At 53.3% G+C, this 18,138-nt stretch carries 16 protein-coding genes; 8 read left to right on the top strand and 8 right to left on the bottom strand.

Annotation, left to right across the window (positions count from 1 at the left end):
* Positions 1–50 precede the first annotated feature (50 nt).
* Positions 51–1,040: an AraD1 family protein gene (gene araD1, locus AMM48_RS03660; protein ID WP_102782937.1), complete on the top strand. Its 990-nt coding sequence runs from the start codon at positions 51–53 to the stop codon at positions 1,038–1,040.
* A gap of 941 nt (positions 1,041–1,981) precedes the next feature.
* On the opposite strand, the gene AMM48_RS03650 is transcribed toward araD1, so the two are convergent.
* The 5 genes from AMM48_RS03650 to AMM48_RS03625 form a co-directional block, all read right to left on the bottom strand.
* Entirely contained in the window at positions 1,982–2,905 is a 924-nt protein-coding gene (locus AMM48_RS03650) for a class I SAM-dependent methyltransferase (protein ID WP_102782935.1), read from the bottom strand.
* Between the two features lie 1,191 nt (positions 2,906–4,096).
* The gene (locus AMM48_RS03640) at positions 4,097–4,657 is read right to left on the bottom strand and encodes a type 1 glutamine amidotransferase domain-containing protein (RefSeq protein ID WP_022732544.1); all 561 of its coding nucleotides are present in this window, start codon (positions 4,655–4,657) and stop codon (positions 4,097–4,099) included.
* 263 nt (positions 4,658–4,920) lie between these two features.
* Positions 4,921–5,487 (bottom strand): YSC84-related protein, encoded by a 567-nt coding sequence (locus AMM48_RS03635; RefSeq protein ID WP_102782933.1) that lies wholly within the window; start codon positions 5,485–5,487, stop codon positions 4,921–4,923.
* A gap of 184 nt (positions 5,488–5,671) precedes the next feature.
* Positions 5,672–5,842 carry a DUF3309 family protein gene (locus tag AMM48_RS03630; RefSeq protein WP_102782988.1) on the bottom strand — a complete coding sequence of 57 codons (171 nt, stop codon included), beginning with the start codon at positions 5,840–5,842 and terminating at the stop codon, positions 5,672–5,674.
* Between the two features lie 454 nt (positions 5,843–6,296).
* Complete coding sequence (locus AMM48_RS03625; RefSeq protein ID WP_102782932.1) at positions 6,297–7,496, bottom strand: MFS transporter; 1,200 nt, start codon at positions 7,494–7,496, stop codon at positions 6,297–6,299.
* A 134-nt stretch (positions 7,497–7,630) separates the two neighbouring features.
* Here AMM48_RS03625 and AMM48_RS03620 point away from each other — a divergent pair, with 134 nt between their 5' ends.
* Complete coding sequence (locus AMM48_RS03620; protein WP_102782931.1) at positions 7,631–8,671, top strand: AraC family transcriptional regulator; 1,041 nt, start codon at positions 7,631–7,633, stop codon at positions 8,669–8,671.
* A 27-nt stretch (positions 8,672–8,698) separates the two neighbouring features.
* On the opposite strand, the gene AMM48_RS03615 is transcribed toward AMM48_RS03620, so the two are convergent.
* A complete protein-coding gene (locus AMM48_RS03615) occupies positions 8,699–9,268 on the bottom strand; it encodes an XRE family transcriptional regulator (RefSeq protein ID WP_102782930.1) in 570 nt (189 codons plus the stop codon).
* A gap of 95 nt (positions 9,269–9,363) precedes the next feature.
* Between AMM48_RS03615 and AMM48_RS03610 the strand changes: the two genes are divergently transcribed.
* On the top strand, positions 9,364–9,879 hold the full coding sequence (locus AMM48_RS03610) for a GNAT family N-acetyltransferase (RefSeq protein ID WP_102782929.1): 516 nt from the start codon (positions 9,364–9,366) through the stop codon (positions 9,877–9,879).
* 41 nt (positions 9,880–9,920) lie between these two features.
* Here the strand turns inward: AMM48_RS03610 and AMM48_RS03605 are convergent, their stop codons facing one another.
* Together AMM48_RS03605 and AMM48_RS03600 are read right to left on the bottom strand one after the other, a co-directional pair.
* Entirely contained in the window at positions 9,921–10,544 is a 624-nt protein-coding gene (locus tag AMM48_RS03605) for a LysE family translocator (RefSeq protein ID WP_102782928.1), read from the bottom strand.
* 135 nt (positions 10,545–10,679) lie between these two features.
* Positions 10,680–11,441 carry an IclR family transcriptional regulator gene (locus tag AMM48_RS03600; RefSeq protein WP_102782927.1) on the bottom strand — a complete coding sequence of 254 codons (762 nt, stop codon included), beginning with the start codon at positions 11,439–11,441 and terminating at the stop codon, positions 10,680–10,682.
* A gap of 143 nt (positions 11,442–11,584) precedes the next feature.
* Here AMM48_RS03600 and AMM48_RS03595 point away from each other — a divergent pair, with 143 nt between their 5' ends.
* The 5 genes from AMM48_RS03595 (at position 11,585) to AMM48_RS03570 (ending at position 18,000) form a co-directional block, all read left to right on the top strand.
* Entirely contained in the window at positions 11,585–13,309 is a 1,725-nt protein-coding gene (locus AMM48_RS03595; protein ID WP_102782926.1) for a thiamine pyrophosphate-requiring protein, read from the top strand.
* Positions 13,310–13,443: 134 nt separating this feature from the next.
* Positions 13,444–13,926: a cupin domain-containing protein gene (locus tag AMM48_RS03590; protein ID WP_158246416.1), complete on the top strand. Its 483-nt coding sequence runs from the start codon at positions 13,444–13,446 to the stop codon at positions 13,924–13,926.
* A 2-nt stretch (positions 13,927–13,928) separates the two neighbouring features.
* A complete protein-coding gene (locus tag AMM48_RS03585; RefSeq protein ID WP_244271105.1) occupies positions 13,929–14,177 on the top strand; it encodes a hypothetical protein in 249 nt (82 codons plus the stop codon).
* Between the two features lie 804 nt (positions 14,178–14,981).
* Positions 14,982–16,796, top strand: a complete 1,815-nt coding sequence (locus tag AMM48_RS03575; RefSeq protein WP_102782923.1) for an alpha-amylase family glycosyl hydrolase — start codon at positions 14,982–14,984, stop codon at positions 16,794–16,796.
* Between the two features lie 121 nt (positions 16,797–16,917).
* Positions 16,918–18,000, top strand: a complete 1,083-nt coding sequence (locus tag AMM48_RS03570; protein WP_146030365.1) for a hypothetical protein — start codon at positions 16,918–16,920, stop codon at positions 17,998–18,000.
* Positions 18,001–18,138: the final 138 nt, after the last annotated feature.

Genomic DNA, 18,138 nt, shown 5'->3' with positions numbered 1-18,138 from the left:
GATAATTCCCGCATAAGACAGACTTATATCAGGATATCAGGACGCACTTCATGAGACTGGTTCAATTTAAAGAGACCTCCGGCGCGCAGCATGTTGCCGTTGTTGAAGATGCCGAGACCCTTTTGGTGCTCACCGGGGTTTCTTCCACCCGGAAGCTGGCCGAAATCGCGATCAAGGAAGGCACGACCATGATTGCGGCGGCCAAGTCGCGCATGGGCGAAGACCGCATCAGTTATGACGAGGTCGCCAAGGAAGGCCGTTTGTTGCCGCCGATCACCCATGCCGATCCGGCGCATTTTCTGGTCACCGGCACCGGCCTGACCCATTTGGGCTCGGCCTCGGCCCGGGCCAACATGCACACATCGGGCAATAAGGCGGCCGATGAAACCGATTCCATGAAGATGTTTCGCATGGGGGTTGAGGGCGGCAAACCGAAAGCCGGTGAAACCGGGGTGCAGCCCGAATGGTTTTATAAGGGCGATGGTTCGATCGTCGCCAGCCCCGGCGCGGATATGCCAAGCCCGTCGTTCGCGCTGGATGGCAGTGAAGAGCCGGAAATTGCCGCGATCTATGTGATTGATCCGGATGGCAATCCGGTGCGGATCGGCTTTGCCATTGGCAATGAGTTTTCCGACCATGTGACCGAACGCCAGAATTACCTGTATCTTGCACATTCCAAACTGCGTGCGTGCTCCATGGGCCCGGAATTGTTGCTCGGCGATTTGCCAAGCCATGTTGAGGGCACCTCACGGCTGTACCGCGATGGCAAGGTGATCTGGGAAAAACCGTTTTTGAGCGGCGAAGACAATATGTCCCATACGCTGGCCAACCTTGAATACCATCATTTCAAATATGATCTGTTCTGCCGCCCCGGCGATGTGCATGCGCATTTCTTTGGCACGGCAACACTCAGCTTTGCCGATGGTGTGACGACACAGGATGGCGATGAGTTTGAAATTGAATCATCGCTGTTTGGCAGGGCCCTTCGCAACCGGTTGACAACGCAGGCTGCGCGCAAGGTGGTTGTTAAAACCATCTAACCTGATGCGTGTTTTCGGGGTTTTTGAAATCCCAAGGGGTGTCAAAACCCCGCCTTCCTCCGAACGACACAAACTTCCCCGACTCAAGCGATTGGGCCGGGGTTTTCTTTTTTAACTTTAGGTTGTGGTTGTTCGTGGAGGCGGTACTATGGCTGGCCCACTCTGGTGCACATTGGCGTGTTCTGCCCAAGGGGTTTGGGAGAACCTTTTCAAGGCGTTAAGTGATGATGCCGACTTTTGAGTACATCCTCATCGACAGCACCATTGTGCACGCTCACCAGTAAAGCGCAGGTTCCCCATAAAAACGATTAATCCGAAGGTCGGTTTGAAGCTCACGCACTGGGACGGCCCAAAGGAGGACTGAGCACCAAAGTCCATGCAGCTACCGATGCCTTGGGCAATCCAGTACGCTTCATCCTGACGGGAGGCGAGCGCAACGACAACACCCAGACCGAAGGTCTTCTCTAGGGTTTCAAGGCAAACTATGTACTGGCCGACAAAGGCTATGATGATCAACGCGCCATGAACGCTATCGCTGCAACCGGTACCAGACCGGTCGTGCCCCGTCGAACTACAACCGCAAAATGGAGGCCTTTCGATCGGGAACTCTGCAAAGAGCGCAATATGATTGAACGCTTTTTCAGCAAGCTCAAAAACTTCAGGCGTATCGCAACTCGCTAAGACAAACTCGCCAGAAACTATCAGGGCTTCCTAAACCTTGTCGCTACACTCAAATGTTGCCAATGAATGTAAAAACCACCTAGTGCTCACATTGAGCAAGCTAAAGCATTGGCGGCGTTTTTCAACGCAATACGACTGGAAAGCATCTTATTTTAAATCCTTTGTCTATCTCGTGGCGGCTCCTCTATGGTTCTAGATATCGGTTCGTTCTAGGTTTTGTGTGAATAAAATGGGGACTAAGAAAACAGCACTAAACTTCTCTAAAATTTCGCGGTGGCAAGTATTGCAGACTTACTTCGAAGAACTGGTATATTCTCTAACACAGGGAATAATAACCCTGTATCTTCAGATGCAAGAAAACCTCCACTATCTTTTAATGTAAAGTTAGTTCCTGGTACACAGAAAACAGGTTTATTAAGAGCGATATTAGAGAAAGTTGAAGGTGGTTCAATGACGTAACAAGCAGTCGGATTAAGCGGATTGCCAGCATTAACTATTGGGTTTATCTCCGTCACTCTTCCCCCTAATTTAGTAACTTCCTCTTCAACGCCTTTTATGTAACCAAGACTATCCATTCTCTCTTTCCCTTCATTCGAGTTTAACTCATACGAAGGCTCAAAGAGAACCAACTTCCGTTTTGTGATACGAAACAACTCTTTAAGTAGGGTGGATAGATTTTTCCCGTTTGGCTCCAATGCATGACTCGATGTAACAATGTCTATACATTTTTCGTGTAGCGGAATTTCTTTAGCATCAGCAATAAATGTATCAACATTGATGTTTAATTTTTTGTTGTTATTAAGGTGAAAATTCATCCCCTTCTTCAATCGCGACCAACTAATATCAAACGCAAGTACGCTGGATAACTCAACATCAACCTGGTTTAGAGCCAGAGTAAGTGTTGTTAGCTCGCCAGTGCCAACATCCAGAAGTGTCTCTCCATTTCTAATATGTTTACTTAAGATTCCCCCTAACTCATTGGCGTATAGATGTGCTTGTTCTCGATTACTCTCCACTCCTCTGATATAACTTCCAGCCTGCAAATCATATGCAATTTCTATTATTTCAGATGTATTTTCAGGCTCATTGAACTTATTTCTGAGATACTGAGTGATGTTCTCACCTCTTTTGTAAGCTTCTTTAGCTTCAGCAATATCTAAGTAAATCATTTCTTTTTCGCTCATTATTAATGACTACCTTTCTGTGTGCCAAAATGGAAAATAATAATAAATTTTTCATTTTATTTCTAAACTATATATTGTCTATATTTAATAGATTTTACCTGAATTTATGCCGTTAAATACTTCAAGTCACCGTGATATTCCACCTTAAATATTCGCCAGTATTTGATATTGTAATGTCTATTATATAGGCTTGACGGTTACATTTTTTCTACGTTTCGTGGCCAATCTTAGAAGGGTGCCACCAGTATCTGCTCAGTTCCCCACTATGACAAATTCTGAGCCCGTCAATCACACATAAAAATTCTAAAAACTGTGAAGCTATTCGATATTTGATCTGATTGGGGGGATTCCCAAGCTTTGTAAATTTTGATTCACTGTTATGGCTTGATCAGTCCAGTGGAGATTTCATGAAGCGGTATGGGCACAGCGCCGATCAATAACGTAAGATAGAGCATGTTATTCTAGGCAAAGTAGGAGATAGCGGGCGAGGCGGCAAGGATAACCTTCTGTTCTCTCTATTCTGCTGCTTTGAAAGTATCTTGCACCAATCACCTTCGGATACGCATTCCCTTAAAGATGAAATAGGAAAGAATGATTCCGAAATTCCCCCAGAAAACACCATTCACATCTTCAGAAAAAATCCCCAGCACGAATAACGATGAGAAAGAAACCAAATTTACCCAAAGCATGATGTGTCTTTTTGTATAAAGACTGAACCGGGTAGAGGTATCGAGAAATCCAAGTCGATAAGCCAATGCAATATATAAATTAAACAGCGAAAAAGAAGTGAAAAAGCTCCACGATAATAAGCCGTTATGGCTGTATGATATGAAATACAGTGCCGGGAGTATTGGTAGAAGAAGGCACATGAGTATCGTGATAATGTGCCTCGTCATATTGTCTTTCTCCCTCAAAATTTCATCCCGATGGCTCAACGTCAGTTTGAGAGCCATATTCTAGCAAGTGATGATCATTTTTACGAATGTTTGCCGCGCTTTGACACATGGATTCCCGCCTGCGCGGGAATGACGGGATTTGTGGCGGGGTTTGTGGCCGGGGTGTGTGACGGGGTTTTTGGCGGGGTGTGTGGTTGGGGGCGCGTGCGGTGGCGCATCCGGTGGGATTTGAAACGGGAAACGGACGAAGGGATATCCCTCCGTCCGTTTTGGTTTTGTGTCAGGTTTGGTGGGGTTAGGCAGCGCGGCTGTGGTGGGTGCCTTCGCTGACTTCCTCGACGATTTTGCTGACGAAGGCGTCAAGGTCATTGGGGGTGCGCGATGTGACGATCCCTTGCTCGCAGACGACCGCTTCGTCCTGCCAGAGCGCGCCGGCATTGAGAAGGTCGGTTTTGATCGAGCTATAGGACGTGGCGCGGCGACCGCGTAGTGCGCCAGCCTCGACCAGAAGCCACGGGCCATGACAGATCGCGGCGACCGGTTTGCCCGAGGCGACGAATTCGCGCACCAGACTAACCGATGCCTCGTCATTGCGCAGAAGGTCCGGGTTGATCTGCCCGCCGGGGATGACCAGCGCGTCATAGTCGGCGATATCGACATTTTTGACTTCGACATCGACATCGACCGTGTCGCCCCAGTTTTTATCGTCCCAGCTTTTGATCGGGTCCGATTTGGGCGATGCGATTTTAACATCGGCCCCCTGGGTCGAGAGCTTTTCAAGCGGAACGCGCAGTTCCGAGCGTTCATAGCCATCGGTGGCGAGGATCAGAATCTTTGCGGTATCAATCGCAGGCATAATGTCGCTCCTTTCATTGATGTCGAGCATTACACCCCACCAACGGCTGCGGTTTGATAACGTTCCAAATTTTCCTGTGGTGATTTTGTGGCACGGGTAAAATAAACGATTAAAGGGGACAGTCCCCTTTTAGGGGGCCTGGCCTTGCGGTGCGATGACGGGTTTTGAGGTGATCCATGTCCTTTGGGGATGGATCACGGCCCGTCATGCGCACCGATGAATGTTGCCGTGGTTTGATGCTCAAGCCAAAGTGCGGCAAGGCTTTATTGTTTGATGCGGGTAATCTTTGTGCCTTCGATGCTGACACTGACCATCAGGCCTTCTTGGTCGAAGATGAAGGCATAGGCATCATCCTTGAGCGTGGATGAGGACAGGTTCTTGGCGGCACCTTCGTCCATCACGACCACGGTTGGCCCAACGCCGATTTCCCAACCTTTGGATTCGTTGAGATAGTTGATGGCCTTGTCGGTCATGAGAAACACAGCATAGCCAAAGGATTGTGCGCCAACCTGAAGGCCCCAGGAGGCGGAAACGGAGTTGTAATACTTATCGATCTTACCGTCCTCAAGAAGGACGCCTTCGCCATAAGCTCCGCCAAAGACAAGGCCTGCCTTGATAATGCTCGGGAACACCAGGATGGCTTTCGCATCCTCAGAAAGCTGCTTGGCGAGTGGGTTGGTGTCGTAAAGCTTTTGCAGTGACTGGTTTGACTCAGTGTTGAGTTCTTCGACCGATGCCGCCTGTGCAACAGGGGCCGTGGCGATCGAGAGTGGCAGGGCGGTCGTGCCTGTGAGGACGAGCGCAATCAGTATTTTTCGGATGTTTGTCATGGTGGCAGTCCTTCTGAATGATATGAAGTCTTATGGTGCACACCAGCGTTTCGCCGCTGTGAGAGACAATTCAGTTCAGGTCGCCCAAGTGCCAAGTGCCAAGTGCCAAGTGCCAAGTGCCGTTCGTAGGTCAGCGGGCTTTGCTGTTTGACTTGGTGACGGCTTTAATCGCGAAGGGGGATGGTCACAAGGCGCGGCCCCGGAAGGCGCGGACAGCCCAGAGCACGATGAGGATCAGCAGAACCAAACCGAGAACACCGCCCAGTCCGGCACCGCCATATGCGCCGTAGCCGAAATATCCACCGCCACCGCCGAGAAGCAGCAGCACCACAACGACAAGTAAGATTGTATTCATTGCCTGAAATTCCCTTTGCAATTGATCGCATCGCGCCATCAAGGCGTTCCGGACTGAGATGTCCGTTGTCTGAAATCATGGTGAGAGTGGGGCATGTTTTAAATCGCGATCACATTCTGCTGGCCCAGCCGGTTACCGTGCCAATGATCGGCGCTTGTTGAATAATGTTATGATTTCTAAATCAATTTAGTCGAAATGTAGCTGCTTCAAGTTAACCTCCGCGTGCATTTTTTGAGCAAGTGAAGGCAGCGTGATGGTACCTGACCAACCGCACGGTGGTGTTGGCGGGCTGGTGCAGTGCGATATGGGGGTGAGCGATGGATTTCCGCCTGGCGCGGGAATGACGGGGTTTTTAGGGGTGGTTGGACATTAGCAGAATCAGAAAGGGCAGCGGGTTGGTTCCGCTGCCCTTTGGTTTGTCGTGGTGTGTTTGCGTTGGTGGACGCGAGGGGGGCTAGGCTTGTTCGGTCGCCGGGGTGACGGCCGGGGAGCGGAGCACGACAGTGGCGAAGATCGCCGCACCGACAAGGATAATGCCGCCGATGCTAAACACGCCAAGCGATCCAACATAATCAAAGATCACCCCGCCAATCACGGCCCCGCTGGCGATTGCGGTCTGGAAACCGGCGACAAACAATCCGCCGCCGCTTTCGGCTTCGTCAGGGACGGTGCGCGTGATCCAGGTCGACCATGCGACCGGAACACCGCCAAACGCCATGCCCCAGATTGCGACCAGAACGATGGTCGGGTTCAGCGCGCCGTCAATGCCAACCATGCCAAGTGCGCACAGCCCCATGATCATCGGCATCAGCGCAATGGTCATGCGCAGCGACCGTGAAATCAGCGATCCGGCCAGATAGGTGCCAACAAAATTGGCAAGGCCAAAGCCGAGCAACACGCCCGAAACACCCGCCGTTGCAACGCCGGTGACGTTTTCAAGGAACGGGCGGACATAGGTAAACAGGGCAAAATGGCCGGTGATGATCAGGACCAGTGAAAACAGGCCAAGCTTCATGCCCGGACGCTGAACCAGATCGACCAGAACGCGAAGTGTTGCGCGACCGCGCGGGGGCAGGGACGGCAGGGTGGCGAACTGGGCAATAAAGGTCAGCGCGCCAATACCGGCGGTGAGCAAAAAGACGCTGCGCCAGCTCATGATATCGCCAAGGTAGCTTCCGACCGGGGCGGCAAACACGGTGGCGGCTGAAACGCCGCTGAACATGATGGCCAGCGCTCGCGGGATGTCTGTTGCCGGGACAAGACGCATGACGGTGGCCGCCGACATCGCCCAGAACCCGCCAAGGGCAACGCCCAGAAGGATGCGCCCGACCAGCAGGAAGGCAAAGTTTTCGGCCATGGAGACAATGATGCTTGAGAGGATCAGCAAGACCGAGAAGCTGAGCAAAACATGGCGGCGGTCAAAGCGCCGGGTGACGGTGGCGATCAGGAGGCTTGTGATCAGGGCGAAAATGGCGGTGGTTGAAATCGCCTGTCCGGCCAGTCCTTCGGAAACCTGAAGGTCACGGGCAATCGGGGTCAGCAGGCTGACGGGCAGGAATTCAGCCGTGACAAGGCCGAACACGCCAAGCGTCATGGAGAAAACGGCCCCCCAGGCCGCAGACGCGGGCTGGGGAAGGGGTTGTGGTTCACTCATGGGGGATCCTTTGAGCTTGAGGACCGGGAAGACCACGGCCCTTATGTTTGTGCATTGCACCCAAGATAGACTGGACGGGTCGGACGTTCTATGGCAGTTTGTCCGAAGTTATTGATCAATCGTCCGAGAGTGCCATGTCCCCCATTGCCAATGCCGCGTTTAACAGCCCGTCCACGCACATCGAAGGCCAGTATGATGGCGGCTTTGATGCGAACGGGCACGATATGGTCAGCGAGCTTTTGTCGGGCGTGCGCCTGCGCGGGCTTGATTACCGCCGGATCGAGATTTCAGCCCCCTATGGGCTGCGGTTTGGGGAGGATCAGGAAGATTGCCGGGCGTGGCTGCATTTCATCGGGCAGGGGACGGTGCATTTGCGGACCAAAAGCGGGGCGGTACATACGCTTGGCTGTGGGGATGCGGTGTTGCTGCCCTGTGCGGGCATTCATGATTTATACAGCAAGGACGGGGTTGCGCTGCGCAGTGTGGAGGCATTTGAAAAGGTGCATCTGTGTGATGTGGCGTCTGAAATCCGGGCCTGTGAAAAGGATGTGTGCCGGACAAAGGACAACCTGATTTTCAGCTGTGCGATGGAATTTGATCTGGGGTGGTTGCATCCGCTGGCACATCTTAAGCCCGAGGTCATGCATATTGAAACCGTGCCCGATCATGACCCGCAAATCCCGGCCATTCTTGATGTCATGACCGCCGAACTTAAATCCAAGCGGCCGGGATATGGGGTTATCCTGACCCGGCTGGCCGATGTGGTGGCCGCGGCCATCCTGCGCCGCTGGGTCGAGGCCGGATGTGATGTGTGTGGCTGGGTCGAGGCAGTGCGTGATCCGAAGCTCGCGCGTGTTTTGGCGGCCCTTCATAAGGAGCCGGGGCGCGATTGGTCGGTGGCCGATATGGCGTCCGAAATGGGCATGTCGCGGTCGGTTTTTGCCGAGCGGTTTGTCGCACTGACGCAATCAACGCCGCAGCAATATTTGACGAACTTGCGCATGCGGCTGGCCAGCCAGTGGATCGGGCGCGAAAAACTGCCGATGGATGAAGTGGCCGACCGGCTGGGCTATGCCTCAGTCGCAGCATTCAGCCGGGCGTTCAAGCGCACGACGGGCATGTCGCCCGGGGCGGTGCGCCGGGTGGATCATGCGGACTCAACATCGGTGGCTTAATCCGCGCCATCGGCACCGTAAAGGGACTTAGGCGCTGCGCACGACCGCGACGAGATAGCGGCAGTTTTCAGCGGTTTTATTTTCAAACATGCAATCTTGCGGGGGCCCGAGTTCCAGACAATCGCCGGTATCAAGGTGATGGACCCGGTCGCCTTCGTGAAACAGCAGTGATCCGTCAAGAACCCAGATGGTTTGACGGATAAAGGTGAAGGCCGAGGCGGGCATTGCGACCTGTTGTCTGGCGGGCAGGTCAACTTCGACAAGTTCCAGCGGCATGTTGTGACCCGAGAGGACCTGACGCCGGCCATAGCCGGTTGCCGGATCGGACCAGACGGGTTGGTCGGCATGACGGCGCACACCGTGATGGACGGGATCGCTGCGCGACAGCAATGCCGATACCGTCAGGGAAAGTGCCCCGGAAAGACGCCCCAGCACGGTGGCGGTTGGGCTGGCTTCGCCGCGTTCGATTTTGCTGATCATGGCTTTGGAGACACCGGATTTCTCGGCAAACTGGCCAAGCGACCAGCCTTTGGCCTCGCGTTCACGGCGGATGCGGGCCGAAAGCCATGTGGTAGATTCGTCTTCTATGATCGTCATGTATTGCCACATTCCATTTAAAATCAACATTGACTGTCTACTATAATGGACGTAATCCTGCAACATGTTCCTTATGACCTATGCAGGAGGCGAAAATGCATATTCGCACAGCGACCAAGGGGGATCTTCCGGCGATCCTTGAAATCTATAATCAGGTGCTTTTGACCAGCACGGCGATTTACGATGATCAGCCCTCCAGCCTTGAAGAGCGTCTTGACTGGTTTGAGGGGCGCGTGCAGCAGGGGTTTCCGGTTCTTGTGGCCGAAGAGGGCGGTGCTGTTGTGGGGTTTGCCTCCTATGGCCCGTGGCGGGGGCGGTGGGGATATCGCTTTACGGTGGAGCATTCGGTGCATGTGGATGCCAGTCATCGCGGTGCCGGGGTCGGCGGGGCGTTGCTTGCTGCGCTGATTGAGTTGGCAAAAGAGGCGGGGCTGCATGTCATGGTGGGCGGTATCGATGCGGAAAACCTGAATTCGATCCGGTTCCATGCGCGCTTTGGTTTTGAGCAGGTCGGGCACGCAAAAGAAGTCGCACGCAAGTTTGACCGGTGGCTTGATCTGGTGACCATGCAGCTGTTTTTAGACGATGGCGATCAAACCTGCGCGGCTTAGCCGTGCGGATTGTGCCGTGTGATACAGGTCAGCGATGGCAATTATGGCAAAGACAACAATGCCGTGCTGACCGATGCAATCAGCATCAGGGCAAAGATGATGTTGATTGCTCGCCCGGCGCGCGGATCAGACAGCAGGCGGGAAAACCCAGCGCCAAAGATCAGCCATGTTGTGTTGACCAGCACGATCACCAGCGTCAAAGCCGCGATTTTAAACGTGTTATTCAGCCAGACAGAGTTTTGCACGATGTGATGGCTGGCATAGACCGCGCCGATGGCGGCAAAGGCCTTGGGATTGGCGATGGCCAACAGCAGTCCGCCCCGAAAGTCGGGCGCGGCGGTTTCGCGGGGGTGTTGGGTTTTGTCCGCAGATCGTGCAGGGTTTACCGGGGCGGTGGCAATTTTCCATGCCAGATACAGAATATAGATCGTTGCCAGTGCGGTCAGGATATGACCGGCAATGGGATGAGCGATCAGGGCGGTGGCGACCCCGGTCGCGACAAGCAGCAAAACGCACGTCGTGCCAATGATGATGCCCGACAAATAGCCAAGGCCCGGCCGTATCCCAAAGGCAGAGCCGGTTGCGGCCAGGCTGATGGTGGCGGGGCCGGGGCTGCCCATCAGGGGCAAGGCCGCCAGCCAGAGAAGAAGAAGATTTTCCGTCATCGTCGATGCGCCCGATCTGTTACGCCCCGTTTTGAATAAGCGGTTTTGGTCAGCAGTTTGGATCAACTTTTGGGACCAAGAGTGCCATGGAGTGGGCGGGCGCGTCTTGAACGATATTGGCAATTTTTATGCGGCTTAATCTTTTCCGTGCAGCGCGCGCTGGGCGTTTTCGGTGGCCTGCGTCAATGCGTTTAACAACGTGTCGCGTTTTTGATCGAGCAAGGCGGGCGACGCGCCAAACACCGAAAAGGCCGAAACCATTGTGCCATGAAGCGTGGTGATGGGGACGGCGATGGCGTAAATATCGTGTTCGCGTTCGCCATTGTTGGTGGCAAAGCCCGCCTTGCGGATTTGGGCAAGTTCGGATTTGAGTGCGGTAAGGTCGGTGAGGGTGTGATCTGTCATGCGGGTAAGATCGGCCTTGGCGAAATAGCGATCCTGATCGGCGGGGATCATATGGGCCAGCCACAGTTTGCCATGGGCGGTGCAAAAGGCATCGAGTTTCGATCCGATGCGGATATCGACATAGAGCGGTCGGTCGGGCAGGGCCTTGGCAATGCAGACGGCCATATCGCGATCAAACTCGGTCGCCATGCAGGCCTCCCCCGTATCACGCGCTAGTTGATCAAGGATCGGTTGCAACAGACCCGCCAGATTGCCATCGCGCATCACCCGATGGCCCAAATCAGCAAACATGTATCCCAACCGAAACACCCCGCGTGACGTGACGCGCAAAGCCCCGGCATGGACCAGCGTGTGCAAAAACCGGTGGGCGGTGATCATGTTAATGCCAAGCGCATCGGCGGTTTCCTGCGCGGTCAGTTCGATTTTTCCCGCCGCAAACAGATCGAGGATTTTAAACGCCTTCAGCACAGAGCCGTTGAGTTGACTGGTCATGATGTTCCGTTCACGTAGCAGGGTCGATAACAGGGGGGCGATAACGGGGTGCCGGTCGCCGCACTTGACGCCAGCCGGATTTCAATAATAAACTATATTATAAATCATATTTCAAATATAGCAATATTGCAAGAAGGCGTCTGATGAAAAACGACATGGAAAAAACCGCGGGCATTACCCTGACCGCCGGTGGAGCGGTTTTGGCGCGGATGAAGGCGATTGGCATTGATTATATCTTTGCCAATTCGGGCACGGATTTCCCGCCGATCATCGAAGGGCTGGCCGAGGCGGCAGCCAAGGACATTGACCTTCCCCATGCGTTGGTGATGCCGCACGAAAATGCCGCGATGGGCATGGCGCATGGCTATTACCTGGCGACCGGCAAGGCGCAGGCGGTGATGGCGCATACCAATGTGGGTCTTGCCAACTGTGCGATTGGCGCGATCAATGCCGCGACCGAACATGTGCCGATTGTCCTGATGTCGGGCCGAACCCCGGTGATGGAAAAGGGCCGCCTTGGTGCGCGCACCGTGCCGATTGGCTGGGGGCAGGAAATGCGCGATCAGGGGGCGCTGGTCCGGGAATCAACCAAGTGGGAGTACGAGCTTAAATTCCCCGAACAGGTGCCCGATGTGGTCGATCGGGCCTATGCGATTGCGTCTTCGGTGCCCAAGGGGCCGGTTTATGTCAGCCTGCCGCGTGAAGTTTTGTGTGAACCCTGCCCAAGTGATCAGATTGACAGCCCGCTTCGCATGCAGCCGGTTAAGGTCGCCCCGCCGCAAGCCAGTGTTGAGGCGGCGGCTGATGTTTTAGCACAGGCCAAGAACCCGGTGATCATTGCCCAGCGCGGCACGGGCACCGCCGAGGCGTTTGGCCGGTTTGGCGCGCTGGTCGATCAGTGGGGCATTCCCGTCGTGCAATATTGGGCGATCCAGCTTGCAATCGGCACCGAACATCCGATGTTTGCGGGCATGGACCCAGCACCATGGTTAAAGGATGCCGATGCGGTGGTGGTGATTGATTGTCTGGCCCCGTGGTCGCCCGATATCCATGCGTTGCGGGATGATTGCAAGGTGGTGCAGGTCGGGCAAAATCCGCTGTATTCCCGGTTCCCGGGGCGGAATTTTGCCGCCGATATTTCATTGGCCGGGGAAACCGGCGATGTGATCATGATGCTGGCCGAGGCACTGGATCGTCGGCAGGGTGAGTGCCGTGATGCCTGTGCCACTCGTCGGACCAAGGTTGCGGCGATCAATGCCGACACCCGGAAGAAGGCTTTGGCCATGGCCGATGCCGGGGCGGTGGACCCGATGAGCAAGGGGTATGTGTCGCGTTGCTTGTCCGAAGCGATTGCCAGCCGTCCGGCAACGGTGTTTTCCGAGCTTGGCTGCCCGTTGGAGCCATTGTCGTTGTCCGCACACAGCAGTTGGTTTCAGGAACCGCATTCGGGCGGGCTTGGCTGGTCGTTCCCGGCATCGCTGGGCTATCAGTTGGCTGATAAGGACAAACTTGTGGTCGCGACCATGGGCGATGGATCATATATGTTTGCCAACCCGACGGCGTGCCATCAGATTGCCGAGGCGCTTGAGCTGCCGGTCCTGATTTTGGTGCTTAATAACAATGAATGGGGGGCGGTACGCCATTCGGTCACCGGGATTTATCCCGATGGTTATGCGTCCAAAACCAATGAAATGCCGTTGACAGCGCTTAAACCCAGCCCGGATTTCACCAAGGTCGCCGAGGCCAGCCGCGCATGGGTCGCCAAGGCCGAGCGTGCCGAAGATTTGCCGGGAATTTTGCGCGACGCGATCAAACACATCGATACCCACCACACCCATGCGCTGGTGGAAGTGACGATTGCGCCGTAAGGCCGGACGTCTGGAATGATGAAAGCGGGCAGCGGATCGTCGGTGCCCGCTTTTTTTATGTATTTGGATTGTCTTGGCTTTATGATCGCAGAAGGTATGACAGGTCGTCAAAAAAACACAGGATTCTGGGCGTTATGACAAAAGCAAAAGACAGCGGTTCAGGGCGAGCAGAAGCTGGTCATCTGACCCCGGCATCCAAGCCCGCGATTGATGTGCATGACGGGGTGCCGTTGCTCGATAGCGGGGTGAACTTTGTTGGTGAGCAGGTGAGCTATCCCAAGGGCAAGGCCCGGATCAAGTCGATGTTAGCCACCATGGCGCCGGGGCAGAAAACCGGCTGGCACAAACATGGTGTTCCGACATATGGATACATCCTTGAAGGGCAGATCACGGTTGATTACGGCGACGCCGGTAAGACGACGTATCATGCCGGAGAAGGGGTGCTGGAAGCCATGGATTACTGGCATGAAGGGATCAATGACGGCGATATACCGGCACGGGTTGTTGTGGTTTTCATGGGGGCCGAAGGGGCGGAAAACGTGATTTACAAGCCCGACAGCGTGCCATCAAATTGCGGAGGCGTTGGAGCTGCCGATCCTGATTTTGGTGCTCAATAACAATGAATGGTGGGGCGGTGCGCCAGTCGGTCAACGGGATTTGCCCCGATGGCTACGCCTCGAAAACCAATGAAATGCCGTTGACCGCCCTGAAACCCAACCCGGATTTCACCAAGGTCGCCGAGGCCAGCCGTGCTTGGGTCGCCAAGGCAAAACGGGCCGAAGATTTGCCGGGGATTTTGAGCGAGGCGATCAAACATATCGATACCCATCGCACCCATGCGCTGGTTGAAGTGACGATTGCGCCGTAGCAAGGGGAGCCGCAAAGTATTTCTTGCAAGGGTGTCGAGATAGTCGACGCCCTTGCACTTTGAGTGATATCAATGCTCTTCTATCGGTTGGGTATGCTATGCCGATTCTAGGGGGAATTGTGAAGTACTCGGCGCTAAGAAGGTATGTTGCCTTTTATAAGTTGAAGGTCGTCAAGTATTGTGGCGTCAGTTTAGTATTATGGCCGATAATCGCTGGTTATCTTGACTATAATGATCTGCTGCCGTCGACGGATTGGCTGAATTGTAGTGTCGCCACTATCTTTAGTGTGTTTTGTCTATTCGGCCCGCGTCGTAGGCTTGGAATGCGTTACATCACCTGCAAACCGACTAAAAGCGGGTGGCAGCGGCGTTCAGATCCAAAATGGCATTTGTTTTGGATGCATTGGTTGGGGCCATTCTTTCTAATGGCCTACTTCCATACTGAGGACCCGTCCCACAGTTTTATCCTTCCAACAATTACCTTCTTTGCCTTTATCGGTTTTTTAGTACCACTACTGGTTTGGCGGCCTTTTATTCTGCGACTTCTTTTTGGTTTCGATAGGCAGACGAGGGTTTTTGGATTTCTGAAGTAGAATCGTATGGGTGGGTTTAGGCGCCTCAATTGGTATTTTATTCTCCAACTCATGCTAGGTGATGGAAAATCAAATTTTTTAATGTGTTAGTTGATTGTGTGATTAAAGTCTGCGCAGTTTTCGATCACAATAAAATGCCTGCTTGCATCGCGGGCAATTTCATTATTTCATTGGGCTAACCATTTGAATTGCCTACCCGGAAGGAGCCACCATGGATCGTGTTGTCGGAACATCAGGACGGATTGCGTTTGCCAGTGCGATGCGCAACCTGCTTGCGGATGTCTATCCCGGCCATGATCAAGCCGAATTGGTGCGCCGTGTGTTTGAGGTTTTGGGTCTTCCGATTGAGGGCGACGGGCCGGAACCGTGCGAAGAATATTTGCGTAAATGGGATCAGCGCGATGCGTTTCTGATTACCTATGGCGACAGCATTTCACAGGCGGGCAAAAACGGCATCGAAAGCCTTGGTGAATTTCATCAAAAATGGCTGAAAGACTGGTTGACCGGGGTGCATATCCTGCCGTTTCATCCGTTTACGTCCGATGATGGGTTTTCCGTTAGTGACTTTACGGTTCTGCGACCGGAGCTTGGTACGTGGGATGACGTGCATGAATTGTCGAAAAACGCGACCGTGATGGCCGATCTTGTCGCCAACCATATTTCCGCATCCCATCCGTGGTATCAGCAGTTTCTGGTCGGGGAAAAGCCGGGGGTCGATTACATCAAGACCGCCAGCCCGGACGATGATTTATCCGATGTTGTCCGCCCGCGCAGCCATGCGTTGCTCAATGATGTTGTCACCAAGGATGGTGAAAAACACGTCTGGTGCACGTTTAGCTATGATCAGGTCGATCTGGATTACGGCAACCCGGATGTTTTCTTTGAAATCCTGAAAATCGTTCTGGAGTACCTTAAGCACGGGGTGCGCGTCGTGCGGCTTGATGCCATCGGGTTTATCTGGAAAGAAGCAGGCACGACGTCGATCAATCTGGAGCAAACCCATAAGATCATCAAGGCGTTGCGACTAGCGACGACGGCGGTGCATCCCGATGCGATTTTCATCACCGAGACCAATTTGCCGTTGCTCGAAAACCTGTCGTATTTTGGCAATCAGGACGAAGCGCATCTGATTTATAATTTCTCGCTGCCCCCGGTGATCATTCATGCGTTGCTGAGCGGGCGCAGCGATTATATCCGCAAATGCATCATGGCGATGCCACCGGCCCCGGCGGGCTGTACATTCTTTAACTTTACCGCCAGCCATGATGGCATTGGCTTGCGCCCGGCCGAAAACCTGATCCCGGATGCGGATATCGACGGGCTTAAAGACCATGCGGTCAAGATGGGCGGGCAGGTCAGTTACCGTGCACTTAAGGGCGGTGGGCAGAAGCCTTATGAGTTGAATGTCACGCTGTTTAGCATGCTGGCGGAAAATTTCGCCGGTGAGGCGCGCATGGGGCTGGAACGGTTTGTGATGAGCCAGGCGATTGCCATGTCGCTTGAAGGCATTCCCGCAATTTACGTTCAGACCATTCTGGCGACCGAAAATGATCAAGGGGCGTTTGAGGACACCGGCATTCCGCGCCGCCTTAATCGCAAGATCTGGCAGCTTGAAGATGCGGAAAAAACGTTGACGGATGAAGGTCCGGCAAAATCGGCGTTTGATCAATTGCGTGCATTGATGTCGATCCGCCAAGGACAGCCGGCATTCCATCCCAATGCGACGCAATATACGCTGAACCTTGGGTCGGAATTACTCGGCGTTTGGCGTCAGTCGCATTTGAATGAGCAGAGCATTTTCTGTGTGTTCAACCTGACCGAGCGGCCACAGAACCTTGATCTGTCAAAGATCAATCTGATCATGACCGAAGGCTGGCAGGATTTGATCACCCAGCAAGTGATCGAGGATTACGATGGCATCATGACGCTCGCACCCTATCAGATCGTCTGGATTTCCAATCTGGATGGGCGTAACCGCACCGAAAGCCGATTGTTGCAGCGGTACCGCGATGCGATGCCGGTCTAGGTGTTTGATCCGGGCGTTTGGCATTTCCAGTGATGGCATTTGTTCTTTGCAATCTGAAGTCGATATGGTTTGCTTGATGTGTCTTTTTACGTAAATCAATCATTCTGTCAGGGGGCTGGAGATGCGCATTTCGAGGGGAATTGTCGCTTCGTTACTGGTTTTGGCCGGGTGCCAGACAACAGGTGGTAGCGATTCTGCAAGAATGCGTGCCCAGAATGCGCAAAAAGACTTTTTGCTCAACGCGATGAGTGACGTATGCGTTGCCAATCTGGGTGATGAAACGGCAATTGATGCCGCCGCGCGTAAAATCAGCATTAAGGACCCCAGTACCGAAGATGCTTACATCGGCATCAAACAGGTAACTGCGACCATTTATCCAATAGGTTTGAATGGCCGGTTTGCGGGGGTTATCGCACAAAGAGCGGGCGAGACTTGCGGCGTTATAACCGTGCGTTCGATCAATTTCCCTGACACCTTGGCAGCTACATATGATCTTGAGATGGAAGATATGCAGCTGTCATCCGATTTCGTGAAAATGAAGGATCTTTATTACGGGTTTAGCAACGATCTGAACCTTCCTGTTAAGCAGTTCGTGCAAATTACGGATGATGGGAAATCGCTTGATGCGGTTGAGTTTATGACACCGACAGCATTTCGAGCAGAAAGTGAGTTATCTGCCAACGTTATTGGTATGCTTAAGAAGCAAAATGCCAATCCTGATGTCGAGGAAAAGGATATTTTCTTACAGGTGCTTGATGACGTGTGTCTGCCCAACATTGGTGATTTGGCAAAAATCACGAAGGCAGCAGAGCGGCTCTCAGGTGTATCGGGTATTAAGGTCAACGACCCAAGGACCAAGCCATTTGCCGATGAATTACTGCTTTATTTTCTGTCTTTGAAACCTGACGGTGAAGTAACTTTTATTGGTATATCTGATGATGCATCTTTGTGCGGTTACTGGGCTGTTAATCTGGCGGGTAAAAGTCAAGACGTCTTCAAGCATTATGATCTTGTGCGGATAGAGTCCGGCATGGTGGAAGCAGGCTTTGTTGAACTAGGTTTTAGTGCAGAGGAAAACCTTGCTGTTTTTCAGGTTGCGACCGAGAGCGAAGAACAAACCGTCTATGCGACTGCGCTGATGAAACGTAAAGCCTATTCGGAGTTGAAGTTTCCCAATCTGCCTCAGTTGCCTTGGGATCTGTGACGATAGAGGTGTTGCGTCATCGTTTGCTTTTGGTTGGGCTGTGCAGATTGAAATCATTACATCATGATTTACCGGTATAGGTACTAATCCCGATTGCGCGGTTAGGAGGGGTTCGTGTACCCCCTTTTACTTGGTTTG

This window comes from Thalassospira sp. GB04J01, assembly GCF_000751115.1.
Classification (GTDB): Bacteria; Pseudomonadota; Alphaproteobacteria; order Rhodospirillales; family Thalassospiraceae; genus Thalassospira; species Thalassospira lucentensis.
Note: the sequence above shows the minus strand (reverse complement) of the source record. Positions and strands in the feature narration are given on the sequence as shown.